The following is a 19,849-nucleotide window of genomic DNA, read 5'->3' as shown; positions in this document are numbered from 1 at the left end:
GTTGCCGATGGCCCTCTACACTGGCTGGCTTGCGCCCGCCGTCCTGCCCGTGAACGCCGCCGTCCGCCATCCCTCCCAGGGCTTGCCGCCCGGCACGCGGCTGGGCGAGTTCGAACTGCACGGACTGCTCGGAGCCGGCGGCTTCGGCATGGTCTACCGCGCCTACGACCACTCGTTGCACCGCACGGTGGCGATCAAGGAGTACCTGCCGGGCGGCGTGGCCGACCGTGTCGGCCAGGCCGTGACCTTGCGCACCGGGGCCGATGCGCGGCGCTTCGACGAGGGCCTGCGTTCGTTCATGAACGAGGCCCGCCTGCTGGCGCAGTTCGACCATCCCGCGCTGGTCAAGGTGCTGCGTGTCTGGGAGCAGAACCGCACGGCCTACATGGCGATGCCGCTGTACCAGGGCGTGACGCTCAAGGAGGCCTGTGCGCAGATGCGCACGCCGCCGCCCGAACCCTGGCTGCGCAAGCTGCTGTGGTCGGTGCTGCAGGCGCTCGAACTGCTGCACCGGCGCGGCACGGTGCACCGCGACATTTCGCCGGACAACATCTTCCTGCAGGACATCGGCCCGCCCGTGTTGCTGGACCTGGGCGCGGCGCGCCAGGCGCTCGGCCAGGACGCGCCGCAGCACACGGCCATCCTGAAGGTCAACTACGCGCCGATCGAGCAGTACGCCGATGCCCAGGATATGCCCCAGGGCCCCTGGAGCGATGTCTATGCACTGGCCGCCGTGGTCTACGGTTGCCTGAACCGCGCGCCGCCCGTGCCGGCCAGCGTGCGCGCGGTGCGCGACAGCCTGCGCCCGCCGGCCGAGCTGGCGGAGCACCTGCGCAGCGTCCATGGCCTGGCGTACACGCCGGCGCTCGTCGAGGCGCTGACGGCCGGGCTCGCGCTCGACCCTGCGCGGCGGCCGCGCGACCTGGCCGCGTTCCGCGCCCTGCTGCAATTGCAGCCGGTCCCGGGCATGGAGCGCTTCGACTGGCGGGCCGAACTCGGCCCCGACTGGCAGGCGCCGCACGCCGCGAGCGACCCGCAGCACGAGGACGACGACATGTCCACGCTATGGCAGGCGCCGCAACCGCACAGCACCATCGACCTGGCCGTGGCAGCGCCGGCCGTGGTGCAAGCGCACAGGCGCCAGTGGTGGCCCAAGGCCGGGGTGGCTGCGCTGATCGTGGGCCTGCTGGCGGCGGTGGGCATCGTGGCTTCGCCCGGCGATCCGCCGGCGACGGCTGCGGCACCGGTCCCGTCCAAGGCGCCGGCCAGGGCCGAGGCCCCGGTGGCGGTCACGGCGCCACCAGCGGCTTCTGCGCCGGGTCCCCAGGCGCTGCCAGCGCCGGCGGAACTGCCGATGCAGCCCGCGCCGCCCCCGGCGGTGCGCCGCCCGCCGCCCCCGGCAGCGCCGCGCGCACTGTCGGCCGAGCAGATCTGCCCCGACAGCAACTTCCTCACGCGGCCCATGTGCCTGTTCCGCGCCTGCCAGCAGGCGCCCTACGCGGCCATGCCGGTGTGCGTGGAAAACACGCGGCGCCTGCGCGAGAGCCAGCGCCCCTACGGCCCCTAGTTGCCGCCCTCGGCGGTTCTGCCTATAATGCGCGGTTTCGCAGCGACTGGCTGGCTCCGCGGCGAAGAACGTCCTCCCACCTAAGAGGTTTCCTTCAGAGAAACACCGACCGTGGAAAAGAGCTGCCCGAACCCATCTTTTTTAAGAAGAGAAACATGACTACTTTCAGCGCAAAGCCCGCTGAGGTCGTGCATGAGTGGTTTGTGATTGACGCGACCGACAAGGTCCTCGGACGAGTAGCCAGCGAAGTTGCTCTCCGTCTGCGCGGCAAACACAAGGCCATTTACACGCCTCACGTCGACACCGGCGATTTCATCGTGATCGTCAACGCAGCCAAGCTGCGCGTGACCGGTGCCAAGACCCTGGACAAGGTGTACTACCGCCACTCCGGTTTCCCCGGTGGCATCACGGCGACCAACTTCCGCGACATGCAGGCCAAGCACCCGGGCCGCGCGCTCGAGAAGGCCGTCAAGGGCATGCTGCCCAAGGGCCCCCTGGGCTACGCCATGATCAAGAAGCTGAAGGTCTACGGTGGCGCCGAGCATCCGCACGCCGCCCAGCAGCCCAAAGCCCTGGAAATCTGAGGAGCCGCGCAATGATTGGTGATTGGAACAATGGCACCGGCCGTCGCAAATCCAGCGTCGCCCGTGTGTTCCTGAAGAAGGGCAGCGGCAACATCACGGTCAATGGCAAGGACATCAAGGCCTATTTCGGCCGCGAGACCTCCATCATGATCGCGAAGCAACCCCTGGTGCTGACCAACCATGTCGAGACCTTCGACATCCAGGTCAACGTCCATGGCGGCGGCGAATCCGGCCAGGCCGGCGCCACGCGCCACGGCATCACCCGCGCGCTGCTGGACTGGGACGCGACGCTGAAGCCGCAACTGAGCGCTGCCGGCTTCGTGACCCGCGACGCCCGCGAAGTCGAGCGCAAGAAGGTCGGTCTGCACTCCGCACGCCGCCGCAAGCAGTTCTCCAAGCGCTGATCGCGCCTGGCGAACCCGAGAAGAACCGCCCGCTGGGCGGTTTTTCTTTGGTGAATGACCGCATTGCAAGCAACGTCAAGACGATTCGCTTAGCATTGCCCGTACTTTTTCCGGAGCACAACCCCATGAGCGCAGTCGCCGACAACGTCGAAGTCCAGATGCCCGACCCGATCCTCTTCACCGACGCCGCAGCGGCCAAGGTGGCCGACCTGATCGCCGAGGAAGGCAACCCCGACCTCAAGCTGCGCGTGTTCGTGCAGGGCGGCGGCTGCTCGGGCTTCTCGTACGGCTTCACCTTCGACGAGATCAGCAACGAGGACGACACGACCATGACCAAGAACGGCGTGTCGCTGCTGATCGACGCGATGAGCTACCAGTACCTGGTCGGCGCCGAGATCGACTACAAGGAAGATCTGCAGGGCGCCCAGTTCGTGATCAAGAACCCGAACGCCACCACCACCTGCGGCTGCGGCTCGAGCTTCTCGGTCTGATCCTTCCCCGCTCCCTGTCCTGAACCGCCGGCCTTGCCCGGCGGTTCTGCTTTTGGAGGCCTGCATGCAACTCGAAGGTTCCTGCCATTGCGGCAGTGTCCGCTTCTCGGTGGCGTCGTCTTCGCCGGTGCCGTTCATGCGCTGCTACTGCTCGATCTGCCGCAAGACGGCCGGCGGTGGCGGCTATGCGATCAACCTGGGCGCCGATGCCGGCACGCTGAAGGTGCGTGGCAAGCGCTATCTGCGCAAGTACCAGGCCGTGATGCGGGAAGAGGGCAAGCCGGACCGACAGAGCAGCGGCCAGCGGCATTTCTGCGGCCGCTGCGGCAGCGCGCTGTGGCTGTGGGATCCCGAGTGGCCCGAACTCGTGCACCCGCATGCGAGCGCCATCGACACGCCGCTGCCCGTGCCGCCCGAGAACGCGCACATCCTGCTCGATTCCAAGGCCAACTGGGTGGCGGTGGAGGGCCAGCGCGGCGACCCGCGCTTCGACGGCTATCCCGACTTCTCGCTGGCCGAATGGCATGAACGCCATGCCGCCCGCAAGAAGAAGTAGCTAGGAGCGCGCGCGGCGTTCCTGCTGTACGAGGTACAGCCCGCTGGCCACGATGATGGCCGCGCCCACGAGCGTCGCGGCGTCGGGCAGCGTGCGCCACAGCAGCCAGTCCAACCCCACGGCCCAGGCCAGCGCTGCGTACTCGAAGGGCGCGACCACCGCGGCCTGCCCATGGCGGAAGGCCTCGGTGATGCACATCTGGCCGATGAAGCCGGTCACGGCCAGCGCCACGATGGTCCAGCCATGCTCGGCCTGCAGCGGCACCCAGCCGCGCGCGGCCAGCGCGCCGGCGCCCACGGCCACCAGCAGCGTCATCCAGAACACCAGGCTGCCGTTGGAGTCGGTGCGCGTGAGCACGCGGCCCGTGATGGCCGAGACCGCATAGCAGCAGGCGGCCCCCAGCACGGCCAGCGCGCCCCAGCTCAGCAGCGCATCCTGGTCCGGCCGCAGCGCCACCAGCACGCCCAGCATGCCGGCCGCCAGTGCGAACCAGTGCGCGGCGCGCACGCGCTCCTTGAGCACGGGCACCGAGAGCAGCGCGATCAGGATGGGACCGATGAAGAACAGCGTGTAGGCCACCGCCATGGGCAGGCTTTGCAGGCCGTAGGCGAACAGCGAGAGCATGGCCACGCCCAGCACACCGCGCAGCAGGTGCAGCGGCCAGCGCACCTGCAGCACGCGGCCCGCTTCGCCACGCCACCACAGGTACAGGCAGACCAGCGGCAGGCCCGCGATGCCGCGCAGGGCCGCCACCTGCACTGCAGGGTAGTGGGCGGCCAGCAGTTTCATGACCGCGTCCATCCAGGCGAAGAAGCTGATGGCGCCGAGCATGGCGAGGATGCCGCGCGTGTTGTCGTGGGAGCGAATGGCCGGTCTCCGGTGCGCCTTCGCGGCGCGAAAGCCCGCGATTGTCCACGTTGCACCAGAACCGTGCGTGCCCTGCGGCAGCGGCCCCGTCCGACATGCGGCCATGCGGGCCGCTGCTAAGCTGCCCGCCCGTGAACCCAGCCACCACCGTCGCCTCCAGCCCTCCCGCATTCGCAGCCGACGGTCCATTGGTCATCGTGCTCAATGCCGGCTCCGGGCGCAGCGACGCCGATGCGACCGAGCGCACCATCCGCGAGATCCTGGACGCGGCCGGACGTGCGCACGAGGTGCTGCGCATCGAACGCGGCGTGGACGTGGCCCAGATCGCGGCCCAGGCGGTGCGGCGCGCGCAGGGCTGCCAGGGCGCGGTGGTCGCGGCCGGAGGCGATGGCACGCTCAACGCCGTGGCCCAGGCCGTGCTGCCGGCCGGCCTGCCGTTCGGCGTGCTGCCGCAGGGCACCTTCAACTACTTCAGCCGCACCCACGGCATCAGCTCGGACACGGCGCAGGCGACGCATGCCCTGCTGCGCGCTCGACCCGCGCCGGTGCAGGTGGGCCTGGTCAATGACCGGCTGTTCCTCGTCAACGCCAGCGTGGGCCTGTACCCGCAGCTGCTGCAGGACCGCGAGGCCTACAAGCGGCGCTATGGCCGCAGCCGGCTCGTCGCGCTGTGGTCGGCGCTGGTCACGCTGCTGCACGCGCACCGGCCGCTGCGGCTGCAACTCGAATGCCAGGGCCGGCAGCAGTCCGTGCGCACCTCGACGCTGTTCGTCGGCAACAACGGCCTGCAGCTGCAGCAGATCGGCGTGCCCGAAGCCGGCCTGCTGGCGCAGGGACAACTGGTGGCTTTGATGCTGCGCCCGGTCGGCACGCTGTCGATGCTGGGCCTGATGCTGCGCGGCGCTTTCGGCCGGCTCGGCGAGGCCGAGGACGTGCTGCGCTTCGGCTTCGAACGCCTGGCCATGCGGCCGGCCGCGCCGCGCCGCACGGCGCGCGTCAAGGTGGCGACCGATGGCGAGATCTGCTGGCTGCGCGCGCCGCTGCACTTCCGCGTCTCGCCGCAGCCGCTGTGGCTGCTGATGCCGATGCCGCAAGACCGCGTGGAGCCGGCGTGAGCACCGATGGGCCGCCCCAAGGTGCTGGGCACCGCAGCGCGCAGCGCGAAGGCCGTCGATGAGCGTCCTGCTGCAGATCTCGGACACGCATTTCGGCACCGAGCGGGCGCCCGTGGTCGAGGCGCTGCTGGCCTTGGCTGAGGAGCTCGCGCCCGAACGCGTGCTGCTGTCCGGCGACATCACCCAGCGCGCCACCGCGGCGCAGTTCGCGGCCGCCCGGGCGTTCTGTGCGCGGCTGGGCCGGCCCGTGCTCGCAATCCCGGGCAACCACGACATCCCGCTCGTCAACCTCGCGGCGCGCCTGCTGTGGCCCTATGCGCGCCAGAGGCGGGCCTTCGGTGCCGACCTCGAACCCGTGCATGACAGCGCCGACTGGCTGGTGGTCTGCGTGAAGACCACGCGCCGCTGGCGCCACCAGCATGGCCAGGTCTCGGCCGAGCAGATCGCACGCGTGGCGGCGCGGCTGCGCCAGGCCGCGCCCGGCCAGCTGCGTGTGGTGGTGGTGCACCAGCCCGTGGCCGTGCCGACGCCGCGCGATGCGCGCGACCTTCTGCGGGGCCACGAGGCCGCCGTGCGCGCCTGGGCACAGGCCGGTGCGGACGTGGTGGCCGGCGGCCACATCCACCTGCCCTACGTCCTGCCCCTGCACGCGCTGCACGCCGGCCTGGCACGGCGCATGTGGTGCGTGCAGGCCGGCACGGCGCTGTCCTCGCGGCTGCGCCGTGAGGCCAACAACTCGGTCAACGTGCTGCACCGGGGCGAGGGCGTGGCGCATGTGGAGCGCTGGGATTTCGACGAGGCCACGCAGCGCTTTGCCTGCGTGGCCCGCCACGCACTGGACCTGGACCGGAGCGCCCATGGCTGAGGACGCGCTGCGCGTCCAGGCGCTGGCCGACTGGCTGGGCCAGCATGCGCTGGTGGCGGCCGGCGGTGGGCTGCTGGCCACCCTGGTGTGCGCGGGCCTGCTGTTCGCAGGGCTGCGCCATCTGCACCTGCACACGCCCCGCGCCTGGCTGCCGCCCTGGGCCTGGCTGGGCATGTGGCTCGCGCTGGGCGGCGGCTTCATGCTGGCCACGGCAGCACTGTTCGCCGAGGCCATGGAGGCCATGGACGTGGACGCCGACGAGGAACTGGGCCTGTTCGACCAGCGCCTGGCCGAGGCGCTGTCGCAGCGCTTGCCCGCAGCCGCCTTGCGCCTGGTCGGCACGGCCACGCACCTGGGCGATCCGCTGGCTCTGGTCGCGCTCGTGGTGCTGGTGGCCGGTGGGCTGCTGTGGCGCGGCCACCGCTGGCTCGCGCTGGGCTGGGTCGTCGCCTGCGCCGGCAACGGCCTGCTGAACCAGGGCCTCAAGCGCGTCTTCGCGCGCGTGCGCCCGCTGCACGAGCACGGCTTCGCCGTCGCCGAGGGCTACAGCTTTCCGAGTGGGCACACCTCGGGCTCGGTGGTGGTCTACGGCATGCTGGCCTATCTCTGCGTGCGCCTGCTGCCCGTGCGCTGGCATCTGCCGGCGGTGCTGCTCGCGGCACTGCTGGCCTACTGCATGGGCGTGAGCCGCGTGCTGCTGCAGGTGCACTGGGCCAGCGACGTGCTGGCCGGCTTCGCTTCGGGCCTGACCTGGCTGGCGGTGTGCATCGCCGCCATCGAACTGCGGCGGCGCTACGTGCGCGGCGTGTCGACCACGTAGCGCGTCACGCGCGGCGGCGCTTCCTCGAGGTGGAAGGCAAGCTTGCGCTCGCGCAGCGCGATGTCGGCCGCGGTCACGCGGTCGAAGCGGCGCAGGTGCTCGGTCCACGATTCGTCGACGATCTGCTCGGTGTAGTGGCCGGGGTCGCTGATGTCGCGGAGCAAGTGCCACTCCAGCGCGCCCTGGGCCAGGCGGCTGCGCCGGCTGTCCTGCATCACGCGCTCGAAATCGGCCGCGCGCGCGGGGTCGATGCGGTAGTCGATGCTGACCAGCACGTGGCCCGTGGCCGGCGGTTGTTTCGCCACCGGCACCGGCAGCACATGCGAGGGCGTGAGGTCTTCCTCGATCTGCAGATCGACCACGAAGCGCGTCGCCAGCCACATGGCGGTGCCACCCGTGAGCGCCGCCACGAGCAGGCTCAGCTGCACAGTGCTGAGCGCCGCCACCTGGCCCCACAGGCCGGCGCCGAAGGCGCTCGCGCCCATGATGGCCATCTGGTAGATCGCCATGCCGCGGGCGCGCACCCAGTCCGGCAGCGCGAGCTGGGCCGAGACCGACAGCGAATTGGCCGTGGCGATCCAGGCCATGCCGGCCACGAACATCGCCGGCACGGCCACTGCCACGTTGGAGGCGAAGGCCATCACCAGCGTGGCGCCGGACTGCAGCAGCGTGCCGTACAGCACGACCTGGTCGCGCGCCAGCCACTGGCGCAGCCGCGGCATCAGGAAGGCCGTGGCGATGGCGCCCATGCCCATCGAGGCCAGCAGCACTGTGAAGGTGGCGGCGTCGCCGCCCTGCAGGCCGCGCGCGACCAGCGGCAGCAGCGCGATCAGCGCCGTGGAGTGGAAGAAGAACAATGCGATGCGCAGCAGCACGGCCTTGAGCCGCGGCGACTGCCGCACGAACTGCACGCCCACGCGCATTGCGCTCCACAGGCGCTGGCGGCCCAGGGGATCGGGCTTGTGCTCGCGCTGCCAGCGCATGAGCATGAAGGCCGAGGTCAGCGACAGCCCGGCATTGAGCACGAAGACCGCGGCGCTGCCGATGCTGGCGATCAGCGCGCCGGCCAGCAGCGGGCCGACGATGCGCGAAGCGTTCATGGTGATGCCGTTCAGGGCCAGCGCGGCAGGCAGCTGCGCGCGCGGGATCAACTCGGGCACCACGGCCGAGTAGACCGGCCAACGCATTGCCAGGCCGATGCCGTTGGCGAAGGTCAGCAGCAGCAACAGCGGTGGCGTGACCGTGCCGGTGAGCACCGTGGCGCACAGCAGCAGCGCCACGCTGGCGACCCAGAACTGGGTCGTGATGTAGAAGCGGCGCCGGTCCACGATGTCGGCCAGCGCGCCGCTGGGCAGGCCGAACAGGAACACCGGCATGGTGGCGGCGGTCTGCACCAGCGCCACCCAGACCGGCGAGGTCGTCAGCGAGGTCATGAGCCAGGCCGCTGCCACGTCGTTCATCCACATGCAGATGTTGGAGGCCAGCCAGACCAGCCACAGCATGCGGAACACCGGCCAGCGCAGCGGAGCCAGTGTGGAAAGGTCGGCGTCGGGGGACGAGGCCTCGTCGGGCGTCAGGACGGAAGGCCGGTCGTCGGGCATCCGCTCACTTCACCGGCAGGGGCGTGGCGCGGTCCACCGGCACCGCCGTGATGGCGTTCTGCGGCGAGCCCTCGATCAGCCTGTCGGAGTAGGTCAGGTAGACCAGCGTGTGGCGCTGGGTGTCGACCATGCGCACGATGCGCAAGCGCTTGAACAGCACCGACATGCGCTCGCTGAACACTTCTTCCTGGGCTGGCAGCGGTTGCGGCACGTTGATGGGGCCGACCTGGCGGCAGGCGATGGAGGCCTCGGCCTTGTCCTCGGCCAGGCCGACGGCACCCTTGAGGCCGCCCGTGCGGGCGCGCGAGACGTAACAGGTCACGCCCTGCACGCGCGGATCGTCGTAGGCATCGACGACGATCTTGTGGTTGGGGCCCAGCCACTGGAAGGCCGTGTCGACCTCGCCGACCTTCTGCGCGTCGGCGCGCGTGCAGGCCAGCACCAGCAACGTGGTGAGCAGCAGCCAGCCCCGCATGGGTCAGCGGCCCTCGGGCAGCTCGATCTTGACCTCGAGCACTTCCAGCGTGTCCTGGCGCTCCAGGTTCACCTTGATGTGCTCCTGGTTCACCGCGACGTACTTGGAGATCACGGCCACGAGTTCGCGCTGCAGTTCCTGCAGCATGTCGGGCTTCAAACCGCCACGGCTGCCGCGCTCGTGCGCCAGGATGATCTGCAGCCGCTCCTTGGCGACGTTGGCGGTCTTCTTCTTCTCCCCGAGCAGAAAGGACAGAAAGGACATCGGCCTTACCTCCCGAACAGGCGCTTGAAGAAGCCGGGCTTCTCGGCATCGACGAAGCGCATGGGCCTGTCCTCGCCGAGGAAGCGGGCCACCACGTCCTTGTAGGCCTCGGACACATCGGTGTCCTTGCCGTGGATGGCCGGCACGCCCTGGTTGGAGGCCTGCAGCACGGCCTCGGACTCTGGGATCACGCCGATCAGCGGGATGCGCAGGATGTCCTGGATGTCCTCCAGCGACAGCATCTGGCCATCCGCCACGCGGTTGGGGTTGTAGCGCGTGATCAGCAGGTGCTCCTTGATCGGCTCGCCGCCTTCCATGGCGCGCTTGGTCTTGGAGCCCAGCATGCCCAGGATGCGGTCGGAGTCGCGCACCGAAGACACCTCGGGGTTGGTCACCACGAGCGCGTAATCGGCGAAGTGCATGGCCATGAGCGCACCGGTCTCGATGCCGGCCGGCGAGTCGCAGACGATGTACTCGAAGCCCATCTCGGCCAGGTCCTTGAGCACCTTCTCCACGCCGTCCTGCGTCAGCGCGTCCTTGTCGCGCGTCTGCGAGGCCGCCAGCACGAACAGGTTCTCGCACTGCTTGTCCTTGATCAGGGCCTGGTTCAGGTTGGCCTCGTTGTGGATCACGTTGATCAGGTCGTACACCACGCGGCGCTCGCAGCCCATGATCAGGTCCAGGTTGCGCAGGCCGACGTCGAAGTCGATGACCACCGTCTTGTGGCCCTTCAGGGCCAGGCCCGAGGAGAAACTGGCGCTGGTGGTGGTCTTGCCCACACCTCCCTTGCCGGAGGTGACCACGATGATCTTGCTCATGGAATGGAGGTCCTTTTTCTAAGGGATGAAGTCAGATGGGGTCGAGCACCAGACTCTCGCCGACCAGGCGCACCTGGGCGGGCTTGCCCAGCACTTCGGCGGGCAGGGCGACTTCGCTGGTGCGGTAGATGCCGGCGATCGAGATCAGCTGCGCTTCCATGCAGGTGCTGAAGATGCGGGCCTCGGTGTTGCCGCGCGCGCCGGCGATGGCCCGGCCGCGCAGCGGCGCATACACGTGGATGTTGCCGTCGGCGATGATCTCGGCGCCGAAGTTCACGGCCTGCAGCACGATCAGGTCGGCGCCGCGGGCATAGATCTGCTGGCCCGACCGCAGCGGCCGGTCGATCACCATGGTGTTGCTGGCAGCAGGCGCCGCAGCGGGAGCGGCCACCGGTGCCGGCGCCGGCGCGGGTGCCGGCCCTTCGCCGGGAACGGCCACGGCGGACGAGGAGATCTCGGGCAGGTCCATCAGGCCGACGGCGGCCGCCTGCTCCTTGTGCGCGGGGCTGCCACCGTGGATGCCGAAGGGCCGCAGCCGGTAGTGCTTGAGCAGCGTCAGCAGCACCGAGAAGCTCAGCGGCGTGGGGTCCTGCGCGATCTGCGTGAGCACGATCACGGCCGGGTCGTCATCGAAGAAGTCCGGGGTTTCGCCGAAACGGGCCTGCAGTTCCTGCGACAGCACCGCGAGATTCGGCGTCTTGAGCACCACCGAAATCAACGGCAGGCTGGCGCTCTTCAATTCGAAGCTGGCACGGGCGTGCCCAGCGGGTGCAGCGGACATGGGGGAGGGTTTCGGCAAAGGGGCGGATTTTAGCCTGCGGGTCGGCCCCGCAGGCTGCGCCGAAACCGTATCGAAACGCGTCAGGCCGGGACGGCGGACGCTTCCTCGACGCAGCGCGCCAGGTGGGCCAGCGCCTCCTCGACCTGGTCGACCAGCACCAGGCACAGGTCGCCCGGCTGCAGCGCCGCCAGCGCCTGGTCGATGGCCTTGAACTCGCCATGCACCTCGTCGACCGCACGCGCGCGGCTGGCCTGGGCCAGGCCCTGGCGCAGCAGCGCCAGCACCTCGCCGTCGGCGCGGCCGCGCTGGCAGGCGTCCTGGTACAGGATTACGTGGTCGAAGGCATTGCCCAGGATGGCGGTCTGTTCGCGGATGTCCTCGTCGCGCCGGTCGCCCGCGCCGCTGATGACCACGCTGCGCCGGCGTGCCGGCATCGCGTCCACGGCGGCGACCAGGGCGCGCATGGCGTCCGGGTTGTGGCCATAGTCGGCGATCACGGTGGCGCCACGGTAGTCCATCACGTTGAAGCGGCCCGGTGCGTTGTCGGCATCGTTGGCGAAGCTGGCCAGGCCGCGGCGCACCGCGTCCCAGGACAGGCCCGCGGCCCAGGCCGCGGCGACCGAGGCCATCGCGTTCTCGACCTGGAAGCCGATGGTGCCGCCGCGCGTGATCGGGATGTCGCGCAGCGCGATGGTTTCGCGCCACGAGCCCACGGCGGCGACCAGGTGGTCCCCGTCCACGTGCACGGTGCGCCGGCCCTGGGCGCGGTGCGTTGCCATCACCGGGTGGTGCCGGTCGGCCGCGAAGAAGATCACCTGGCCCGGGCAGGCCGCGGCCATGGCCGCGACATTGGGGTCGGCGGCATTGAGCACGGCGTAGCCGCTGGTGGCCACGTTCTGCACGATCACGCGCTTGAGCACCGCAAGGTCTTCCACCGTGGTGATGTAGTTCAGGCCGAGGTGGTCGCCCGCGCCGATGTTGGTCACCACCGCCACCTGGCACTGGTCGAAGCCCAGGCCCTCGCGCAGCATGCCGCCGCGCGCGGTCTCGAACACGGCCGCGTCCACGTCCGGATGCATCAGCACGTTGCGCGCGCTGCGCGGGCCGCTGCAGTCGCCGCTGTCGATCTGGCGGCCTTCCACGTAGACGCCGTCGGTGTTGGTCATGCCCACGCGCAGGCCGGCGGCCGTGAACAGGTGGGCGATCAGGCGCGTGGTGGTGGTCTTGCCGTTGGTGCCGGTCACGGCCACGACCGGGATGCGGCCGTCCTCGCCGGCGCCGTACAGCGTGTCGACGATGGCCTGGCCCACGTTGCGCGCCTTGCCGTACGAGGGCGACAGGTGCATGCGCAGCCCGGGCGCGGCGTTCACTTCCACGATGCCGCCGCGCTGCTGCTCGAGCGGCTTGAGCACGGTCTCGCTGACCAGGTCCACGCCGCAGATGTCCAGGCCCACCATCTGCGCGGCGGCTACGGCATGCGCGGCGATGGCCGGGTGCACGTCGTCGGTCACGTCGGTGGCGGTGCCGCCGGTGGACAGGTTGGCGTTGTTGCGCAGGACCACGCGCTGGCCCTTCTTGGGCACGGAGTCCGGCTCCAGTCCCTGCACGGCGAGGCGCGCGATGGCGATGTCGTCGAAGCGGATCTTGGTCAGCGCGGTCGCGTGGCCGTCGCCGCGGCGCGGGTCGGCGTTGACCAGGTCCACCAGTTCGCGCACCGTGTGCTCGCCGTCGCCCGTGACCTGCGGCGGGTCGCGGCGCGAGGCCGCCACCAGCTTGTCGCCGACCACCAGCAGGCGGAAATCGCTGCCGGGCAGGTACTGCTCGACCATGACCTCACCGTACTCGGCCGCGGCCGCGAAGGCGCCGTCCAGTTGCGCCCGGTCGACGATGTTGACCGTGACGCCCTTGCCCTGGTTGCCGTCCTGCGGCTTGACCACCACGGGCAGGCCGATCTGCTGGGCCACGGCCCAGGCCTCTTCGGCGCTGGCGACCGGGCGGCCGTGCGGCACCGGCACGCCCGCGGCGTGCAGCAGCTTCTTGGTCAGGTCCTTGTCCTGCGCGATGGACTCGGAGACGGCGCTGGTGGCGTCCAGCTCGGCGGCCTGGATGCGGCGCTGTCGCGAGCCCCAGCCGAACTGCACCATGGAGCCGCGCGTGAGCCGGCGGTAGGGGATGCCGCGCGCCACGGCGGCCTCGACGATACAGCCCGTGCTCGGGCCCAGGCGCTCGTCTTCGTCCAGCGCGCGCAGTTCGGCGATCGCGGCGTCGACATCGAAGGGCTGGCCTTGCAGCGTGGCCTGGATCAGCGCCTCGGCCTGCTCGAGCGCGCGGCGGCCCACGGCTTCCTCGCTATAGCCGACCACGACCTGGTAGATGCCGGGCTCCAGCGTGGCCGCCGTGCGGCTGAAGGTGACCGGGCAGCCGGCCTGGGCCTGCAGCGCCAGTGCGGCGCTTTCCAGCACATGGGCCAGCGCCACGGGGCCGGTGTTGGGGCCGGAACGCAAGGTGCCGATGGTCGGAAAGCGTGCGCGCACGGCGATCTCGAAGCCCGGCAGTTCGACGATGGAGCGCTCGGGCGGCGCGCAGGAGACGATGGCCTCGAGCGCCGTGTGCCGGCTCCACAGATTCGGGCCGCGCAGGGCCCGCACGCGAGAGATGTGCATGGTGTTGTCTCGTGCTTGCACGAAGCTGTTGTCGTCGTTGGAGGGCATCAGCGTGCGGCCAGGGTCCTGGCGGTACGGGTGGTCGATCCGGGATCGAGTTCGAAGGTCTTGAGGCCGGCGGAGATCAGGTCCGGCGAGATCTGCAGCGCCCAGGCCGCAGCCACGGCGGCGAGCACGCTGCACACCAGCTTGTCGTCGCGCATGGCCTTGCCGCGGCGCGCCGTCAACTGCTGGATGCCGGCCACGGCCGTCACGCTGTTGCCGGTCGCCAGCACCAGCTGGCCCTGCTGCAGGAGCACGGCACGGCCGCCATTGGCGCGGTGGGCCATGATGGCCGGCAGCTCGGCCTCCTTGCCGTACAGGATGACCTGGCCGTCGCACAGGGCGGCCAGTGCGGCCACGCGGGGGTCGCTGGCATTGAGCACGGCCACGCCGTCGGACAGCACGACATCGACCTGGGTGCGCAGCACACGGGCCAGTTGGTCGCTCTCCTGGATGTCGAACTCCGCCAGCTGGCTGGCGCCGCCCATGTCGGTCACGATGCCGACCTGGCAGCGGTCGTAGGCCAGGCCGTCGCGCAGGATGGAGGCGGGGCCGTTTTCGAGCACGGCGGCGTTGATGGCGCGGTTCATCAGCAGCCGGTGGCCGCTCTCCCAGCCGGCGCAATCGCTGGCGTCCACGCGGCGGCTGTCCAGGAACAGGCCGTCGCTGCAGGCCAGGCCGACGCGGCGGCCCGACAGGTGCAGCAGCCAGGCCACAAGGCGCGCGATGGTGGCCGTGCCCAGCGTGCCGGCCACGCCGACGATAGGGATGCGGCCGTCTTCGTCCTCGGCGAACAGGTGGTCCACAATGGCCTGGCCGACCGGGCGCGGCGCGCCTTCCGCGGGCTTGAGGTGCATGAGCAGGCCGGGGCCGGCGTTGACCTCGACGATGGCGCCGCCCTGGGCCTGCAGCGGCTTGCCGATGTCCTCGGCCACGAGGTCGATGCCGGCGATGTCCAGGCCGACCACGCGGGCGGCCAGCGCCGCCGCGTGGGCCACCTCGGGGTGCACCTCGTCCGTGCAGTCGATCGCCACGTTGCCGGTGCGCTGCACCAGCACGCGCCGGCCCTTGGCCGGCACCGACGCGCCGTCCAGGCCCTGGCGTTCGAGCAGCAGGCGCATCACGCCGTCTTTTTCGAGGTCGATGGTCTCCAGCGGGAACTCCTCGGCATCGCCGCGGCGCGGGTCGCTGTTGAGCTGGCTGTCGATCAGCTGGGCCACGGTCTGGCGGCCGTCGCCCGTGATGGACAGGCTTTCTCCACGCGCCGCCGCCACGACCTTGCCACCGACCACGAGCAGGCGGTGCTCGTCGCCGCGGATGAAGCGCTCGACGATGACTTCGCTGCCCTCGGCGTCGGCGACGCCGAAGGCCTTCTCGATGTCGGCCTGCTCGGACAGGTCCAGGCTCACGCCGCGGCCGTGGTTGGCGTCAGAGGGCTTGACGACCACGGGCAGGCCGATGTCCTGTGCCGCTTCCCAGGCCGCTGCCGGGCTGTCGACCACCTGGCCTTCGGGCACCGGCACGCCGCAGGAGGCCAGCAGCGTCTTGGTCAGGTCCTTGTCGCTGGCGATGCCTTCGGCGATGGCGCTGGTGCGGTCGGTCTCGGCGGTCCAGATGCGGCGCTGGCGCGCGCCATGGCCCAGCTGCACGAGGTTGCCCTCGTTGAGGCGGATGTGCGGGATGCCGCGGTCGGCCGCAGCGGCCACGATGCAGGCCGTGCTGGGGCCCAGGTAGCAGTCGTCGACCTTGGCGCGGATCTGGGCCACGGCCACGGGCACGGCGAAGGTCTCGCCATGGATGGCGGCCATCAGCAGCCGGTGGCCGCAGGCCAGGGCCGTGCGTGCGACCTGCTCATCGCGCGCGCGAAACACCATGCGGTACACGCCGCGCTGCGAGGTGCTGCGGGTTTGCCCGAAGCCGGTCGGCATGCCGGCCAGGTTCAGCAGTTCGATGACCACGTGCTCCAGCACATGGCCGGCCCAGGTGCCCTCGACCAGGCGCTGCAGGAAGCCGCCGCGCTCGCCCACGCCGCAGTGGTGCTCGACCAGTGCGGGCAGCATGGCCACCAGGCGCTCGGTCAGGCCGGGGATCAGGTTGGACGGAAAGTCCTCGAGCTCGCCCAGGTCCAGCCAGACTTCCAGGGCAGAGCGGTAGGTCCAGATGTTGGGGCCGCGCAGGTAGCGGATGCGCAACAGCTGGATGTCGGCGGCGCGCGAGGGTGCCGCCGGAGTGCTTGTCGTCATGCGGGCCGCCTGGCGCGTTGTGGGTGGCCGCCGGGCTGGGCCCGACGGGCTTCGGCGAGAATTTCGCGCCTCATTTGTTCAACATGCATCATCCACATCAGGTCGACCTTTCCAGTTCTTCGACGCTCCAGTCGGCCTTGAGGGCCGAACTGGCAGGCGGTGAAAACGTAACAGCCAGCGTGGCGGTTGACCTGGATGCGCAACTGCGTTTTGCGCCCGGTCTCCTGGTGTTAACGGACCAGCGTCTCCTGTTTGTCACTTTGGCGACAGAGGGGCCGCGGCTGCAGAGCTGGCCGCTGATGCCGGCACTCGCGCTGCGCCATTCCGACCATGCCGGCGTTGGCCAGCTCACGCTGCACGACGGGCAGCAGCGCCTCGCGCAATGGCGCTTCACGCTGGCAGCCGACCCCCAGGCGCTGCGCCTGCTGCGCCAGTTCGAACGCCGCGACAGCCGGGAGCCGGCCGATGAAGAGGAGGGCAGCGCCTGCCCGACATGCCATGCGCCGCTGCCTGCGGACAGCGAAACCTGTAGCGTCTGTTTCCGTGAGTTGCATACGCCGCCCTCCACCTGGGTGCTGTTGCGCCTGTGGCGTTTCGCGCATCCCTACCGCATGCAGTTGCTGCTGGGCTTCCTACTGACGCTGGCCTCCACCGCCGCGACGCTGGTGCCGCCCTACCTGACCATCCCGCTCATGGACGAGGTGCTGATCCCGTTCCAGAACGGCCAGCAGATCGCACCGGGCACCGTGGCGATGTACCTGGGCGGCCTGCTCGCCGCGGCGCTGCTGGGCTGGGGCCTGAACTGGTGGCGCACCTATTTGCTGGCCCTGGTGTCCGAGCGCATCGGCGCCGACCTGCGCACAGCCACCTTCGACCATCTGCTGCAGCTCTCGCTCGACTACTTCGGCGGCAAGCGCACGGGCGACCTCATGTCGCGGATCGGATCGGAAACCGACCGCATCTGCGTGTTCCTCTCGTTGCATGCGCTCGATTTCGCGACCGACGTGCTCATGATCGCGATGACGGCGGCCGTGCTGTTCTCCATCCACCCCGGTCTGGCGGTGGTGACGCTGGTGCCGCTGCCCTTCATCGGCTGGATGATCCATGTGGTGCGCGACCGGCTGCGCACCGGCTTCGAGAAGATCGACCGCGTCTGGTCCGATGTCACGAGCGTGCTGGCCGACACCATTCCCGGCATCCGCGTGGTCAAGGCCTTCGCCCAGGAAGGGCGCGAGGCGCAGCGCTTCCGCGACGCCAACCGGCGCAACCTGGAAGTCAACGACCGGCTCAACAGGACCTGGTCGCTGTTCACGCCCACGGTCTCGCTGCTGACCGAGATCGGCCTGCTGGTCGTCTGGGCCTTCGGCATCTGGCTGGTGGCGCACCAGCAGGTCACGGTGGGTGTGCTGACGGCCTTCCTGGCCTACATCGGCCGCTTCTACACCCGGCTCGATTCCATGAGCCGCATCGTCTCGGTCACGCAGAAGGCCGCTTCGGGCGCCAAGCGCATCTTCGACATCCTGGACCACCGCTCCAACGTACCCGAGCCGGCCGACCCTGTCGCGCTGCCGGCCGGCGGCCTGCGCGGCGGGCTGCAGATGGACGGCATCGCCTTCCGCTACGGCAACCGTTCGGTGATCCGCGACCTGTCGCTGGACATCCGACCCGGCGAGATGATCGGTCTGGTGGGCCACAGCGGCTCGGGCAAGAGCACGCTCGTGAACCTGATCTGCCGCTTCTACGACGTGAGCGAGGGTGCGATCCGCGTCGATGGCCTGGACCTGCGCCGCCTGCGCGTGGCCGACTACCGGCGCCACATCGGCCTGGTGCTGCAGGAGCCCTTCCTGTTCTTCGGCACCATCGCCGAGAACATTGCCTACGGCCGGCCCGACGCCACGCGCGCCGAGATCGTGGCCGCCGCGCGCGCCGCGCACGCGCACGAGTTCATCCTGCGGCTGCCGCAGGGCTACGACTCGCTGGTCGGCGAGCGCGGCCAGGGCCTGTCGGGCGGCGAGCGCCAGCGCATCTCGATCGCGCGCGCATTGCTGATCGATCCGAAGATCCTGATCCTGGACGAAGCCACCTCGGCCGTGGACACGGAGACCGAGAAGGAGATCCAGAAGGCGCTGGACAACCTCGTGCAGGGCCGCACCACGATCGCCATCGCGCACCGGCTGTCGACCTTGCGCAAGGCCGACCGGCTGGTGGTGATGGACCGCGGCCAGGTCGTCGAGGTCGGTCCGCACGACGAGCTCATGGCGCGCCAGGGCGCCTATTGGCGGCTCTACGAGGCCCAGGTGCGGCGCGTGGACACCGACGGCGATGCGCTGCCGCCCGCGCTGCCGGCCAGCCACCCGGCCCACCCCGCAGGAGGCGTGTGATGGACTTCGAACTGCAACGCCACCCCATGGGCCAGCTGGTCCTGCGCCTGGACGGCATCGACCATGTGGGCGTGGTCCCGGTGCGCGCCTTTCCGCTGTCCGCGCCCGGCGAGGGCCTGTCCCTGGTCGGCAGCGACGGCCGCGAACTGGTCTGGATCGACAAGCTGGATGCATTGCCAGAGGCGCAGCGCGCATTGCTCGCCGAGGAGGTCGCGGCGCGGGAGTTCCAGCCCGAGGTGCGGCGGCTCCTGAGCGTGTCCACCTTCTCCACGCCCAGCATCTGGCGCGTGGAGACGGACCGCGGCAGCAGCGATTTCGTGCTCAAGAGCGAGGAGGACATCCGCCGCCTGTCCGACGGCGGCCTGCTGATCGCCAGTGGCCAGGGCGTGCACTTCCGCGTGCGCGACCGCCAGGCCCTGGATCGGGCCTCGCGTCGCCTGCTGGAGCGCTTTTTGTGACGGGATGTGGCGTGGTGTGAAGAAATTTGGGCCTTTCGAAGAAATAGGCCTAAATTCCGGTTCAGTTCTGCCGTTAAGACAAGCGAGGCCTGGGAAAACCCATTTCCCTGGCCGTTCGTCCAGTCCTTTTGGTGAGCGCCATGCAACTGCCTTCTGTTGATCGCACTGTGAACGGGCCGGCCGCCGCCGGTGCCGATTCGCAGCCGGCCGCCGGCAGCGCAGCCGCGCCCGCCGGAACCGTGGCGCGGGCCACGCGCGAGGAGACCCGGGTGCTGCAGGAGCGCGCCGTCGCGCAGCAGCCCGAGCCCTCGATCCGGGTCGAGCTGTCGGCCCAGGCCGATGCCCTGATCCGCTCCGGCCGTGTCGGCGAGGACGAAGCCGCCACCTCCGCCGGTGCGGTCATGGTGGCGGCGTCCGCAGCGGGCGGGCCGGGCGCCCCCGCCGGGCAGGCCGCTGCGGTGCCGGCCAAGTCCAGCATCGAGGCGGCCACAGAAGCGTTCGAACAGCGCCAGCAGACGGACGCCGCACCGACCGCCGAGACGGCCGAGGCCCTCGGCCGCTACCAGGCCACCGGCCAGAAGCCGGGGCCGGACCAGCCTTCCGGCCCGGACGATGCCGCGCCCAAGAACTGGACCGAAAAGCCCAAGGTCGAGGAAGAAAAGCCGCCAGAGCCGCCCAAGGAGCCCATCTCCAAGAAGCTGCTGGACTTCCTGCAAAGCCTGTGGCGCGCCGGCGGCAATGCCATCGACGTGGCGCAGACCGGCAACCTCACGCTCAACCCGCCCAAGGAAGCCGACAGCCCGGTCACCTACGCCGACCCGTCGGCCAAGAAGACCACCGGCCTGTGAGGCCGG

Annotated in this window: 19 protein-coding genes; 11 read left to right on the top strand and 8 right to left on the bottom strand. The window is 70.2% G+C overall.

Annotated features, from left to right (window positions below; all coding sequences use genetic code 11):
• Nucleotides 1-7 precede the first annotated feature (7 nt).
• The 5 genes from IE209_RS06595 (at nucleotide 8) to IE209_RS06575 (ending at nucleotide 3,602) form a co-directional block, all read left to right on the top strand.
• Complete coding sequence (locus IE209_RS06595; RefSeq protein ID WP_189686162.1) at nucleotides 8-1,567, top strand: serine/threonine protein kinase; 1,560 nt, start codon at nucleotides 8-10, stop codon at nucleotides 1,565-1,567.
• A gap of 155 nt (nucleotides 1,568-1,722) precedes the next feature.
• On the top strand, nucleotides 1,723-2,151 hold the full coding sequence (gene rplM / locus IE209_RS06590) for a 50S ribosomal protein L13 (RefSeq protein ID WP_145549108.1): 429 nt from the start codon (nucleotides 1,723-1,725) through the stop codon (nucleotides 2,149-2,151).
• A gap of 11 nt (nucleotides 2,152-2,162) precedes the next feature.
• On the top strand, nucleotides 2,163-2,555 hold the full coding sequence (gene rpsI / locus IE209_RS06585) for a 30S ribosomal protein S9 (protein ID WP_056898360.1): 393 nt from the start codon (nucleotides 2,163-2,165) through the stop codon (nucleotides 2,553-2,555).
• A gap of 125 nt (nucleotides 2,556-2,680) precedes the next feature.
• A complete protein-coding gene (erpA, locus tag IE209_RS06580) occupies nucleotides 2,681-3,046 on the top strand; it encodes an iron-sulfur cluster insertion protein ErpA (RefSeq protein WP_145549107.1) in 366 nt (121 codons plus the stop codon).
• A 64-nt stretch (nucleotides 3,047-3,110) separates the two neighbouring features.
• Entirely contained in the window at nucleotides 3,111-3,602 is a 492-nt protein-coding gene (locus IE209_RS06575) for a GFA family protein (protein WP_189686161.1), read from the top strand.
• On the opposite strand, the gene IE209_RS06570 is transcribed toward IE209_RS06575, so the two are convergent.
• Entirely contained in the window at nucleotides 3,603-4,469 is an 867-nt protein-coding gene (locus IE209_RS06570; protein ID WP_268245950.1) for a DMT family transporter, read from the bottom strand.
• Between the two features lie 131 nt (nucleotides 4,470-4,600).
• Between IE209_RS06570 and IE209_RS06565 the strand changes: the two genes are divergently transcribed.
• Genes IE209_RS06565 through IE209_RS06555 form a run of 3 tightly spaced genes read left to right on the top strand, consistent with a single transcriptional unit; the run spans nucleotide 4,601 to nucleotide 7,269 of the window.
• Nucleotides 4,601-5,584, top strand: coding sequence for a diacylglycerol/lipid kinase family protein (locus IE209_RS06565; RefSeq protein ID WP_229882715.1), 984 nt, complete (start codon nucleotides 4,601-4,603; stop codon nucleotides 5,582-5,584).
• 58 nt (nucleotides 5,585-5,642) lie between these two features.
• Nucleotides 5,643-6,449: a metallophosphoesterase family protein gene (locus IE209_RS06560; protein WP_189686158.1), complete on the top strand. Its 807-nt coding sequence runs from the start codon at nucleotides 5,643-5,645 to the stop codon at nucleotides 6,447-6,449.
• Nucleotides 6,442-7,269: a phosphatase PAP2 family protein gene (locus IE209_RS06555; protein ID WP_189686157.1), complete on the top strand. Its 828-nt coding sequence runs from the start codon at nucleotides 6,442-6,444 to the stop codon at nucleotides 7,267-7,269. The genes IE209_RS06560 and IE209_RS06555 overlap by 8 nt, the downstream gene beginning before the upstream one ends.
• On the opposite strand, the gene IE209_RS06550 is transcribed toward IE209_RS06555, so the two are convergent.
• The 7 genes from IE209_RS06550 to IE209_RS06520 form a co-directional block, all read right to left on the bottom strand.
• The gene (locus IE209_RS06550) at nucleotides 7,242-8,870 is read right to left on the bottom strand and encodes an MFS transporter (RefSeq protein ID WP_189686156.1); all 1,629 of its coding nucleotides are present in this window, start codon (nucleotides 8,868-8,870) and stop codon (nucleotides 7,242-7,244) included. The genes IE209_RS06555 and IE209_RS06550 overlap by 28 nt on opposite strands.
• 4 nt (nucleotides 8,871-8,874) lie before the next feature.
• On the bottom strand, nucleotides 8,875-9,345 hold the full coding sequence (locus IE209_RS06545; protein WP_189686155.1) for a CreA family protein: 471 nt from the start codon (nucleotides 9,343-9,345) through the stop codon (nucleotides 8,875-8,877).
• A 3-nt stretch (nucleotides 9,346-9,348) separates the two neighbouring features.
• The gene (gene minE, locus IE209_RS06540; protein WP_056671990.1) at nucleotides 9,349-9,609 is read right to left on the bottom strand and encodes a cell division topological specificity factor MinE; all 261 of its coding nucleotides are present in this window, start codon (nucleotides 9,607-9,609) and stop codon (nucleotides 9,349-9,351) included.
• Between the two features lie 5 nt (nucleotides 9,610-9,614).
• Complete coding sequence (minD, locus tag IE209_RS06535; protein ID WP_145549099.1) at nucleotides 9,615-10,427, bottom strand: septum site-determining protein MinD; 813 nt, start codon at nucleotides 10,425-10,427, stop codon at nucleotides 9,615-9,617.
• A gap of 31 nt (nucleotides 10,428-10,458) precedes the next feature.
• On the bottom strand, nucleotides 10,459-11,208 hold the full coding sequence (minC, locus tag IE209_RS06530) for a septum site-determining protein MinC (RefSeq protein ID WP_189686154.1): 750 nt from the start codon (nucleotides 11,206-11,208) through the stop codon (nucleotides 10,459-10,461).
• An 80-nt stretch (nucleotides 11,209-11,288) separates the two neighbouring features.
• The gene (cphA, locus tag IE209_RS06525; protein ID WP_189686153.1) at nucleotides 11,289-13,871 is read right to left on the bottom strand and encodes a cyanophycin synthetase; all 2,583 of its coding nucleotides are present in this window, start codon (nucleotides 13,869-13,871) and stop codon (nucleotides 11,289-11,291) included.
• A gap of 47 nt (nucleotides 13,872-13,918) precedes the next feature.
• Nucleotides 13,919-16,156, bottom strand: a complete 2,238-nt coding sequence (locus IE209_RS06520; protein ID WP_189686152.1) for a cyanophycin synthetase — start codon at nucleotides 16,154-16,156, stop codon at nucleotides 13,919-13,921.
• A gap of 83 nt (nucleotides 16,157-16,239) precedes the next feature.
• On the opposite strand from IE209_RS06520, the gene IE209_RS06515 reads away from it, so the two are divergent.
• From IE209_RS06515 to IE209_RS06505, 3 genes are all read left to right on the top strand, one after another.
• The gene (locus IE209_RS06515) at nucleotides 16,240-18,537 is read left to right on the top strand and encodes a cyanophycin metabolism-associated ABC transporter (RefSeq protein WP_189686151.1); all 2,298 of its coding nucleotides are present in this window, start codon (nucleotides 16,240-16,242) and stop codon (nucleotides 18,535-18,537) included.
• Nucleotides 18,537-18,995 (top strand): cyanophycin metabolism-associated DUF1854 family protein, encoded by a 459-nt coding sequence (locus IE209_RS06510; RefSeq protein WP_189686150.1) that lies wholly within the window; start codon nucleotides 18,537-18,539, stop codon nucleotides 18,993-18,995. The genes IE209_RS06515 and IE209_RS06510 overlap by 1 nt, the downstream gene beginning before the upstream one ends.
• 140 nt (nucleotides 18,996-19,135) lie before the next feature.
• Entirely contained in the window at nucleotides 19,136-19,843 is a 708-nt protein-coding gene (locus tag IE209_RS06505; protein ID WP_189686149.1) for a hypothetical protein, read from the top strand.
• The last annotated feature ends 6 nt before the right edge of the window (nucleotides 19,844-19,849 follow it).

The sequence above is a fragment of the Pseudorhodoferax aquiterrae genome, assembly GCF_014652235.1.
GTDB lineage: Bacteria > Pseudomonadota > Gammaproteobacteria > Burkholderiales > Burkholderiaceae_C > Pseudorhodoferax > Pseudorhodoferax aquiterrae.
The sequence above is the reverse complement of the archived record's forward strand: the minus strand, read 5'-3'. Positions and strand labels throughout refer to the sequence as shown.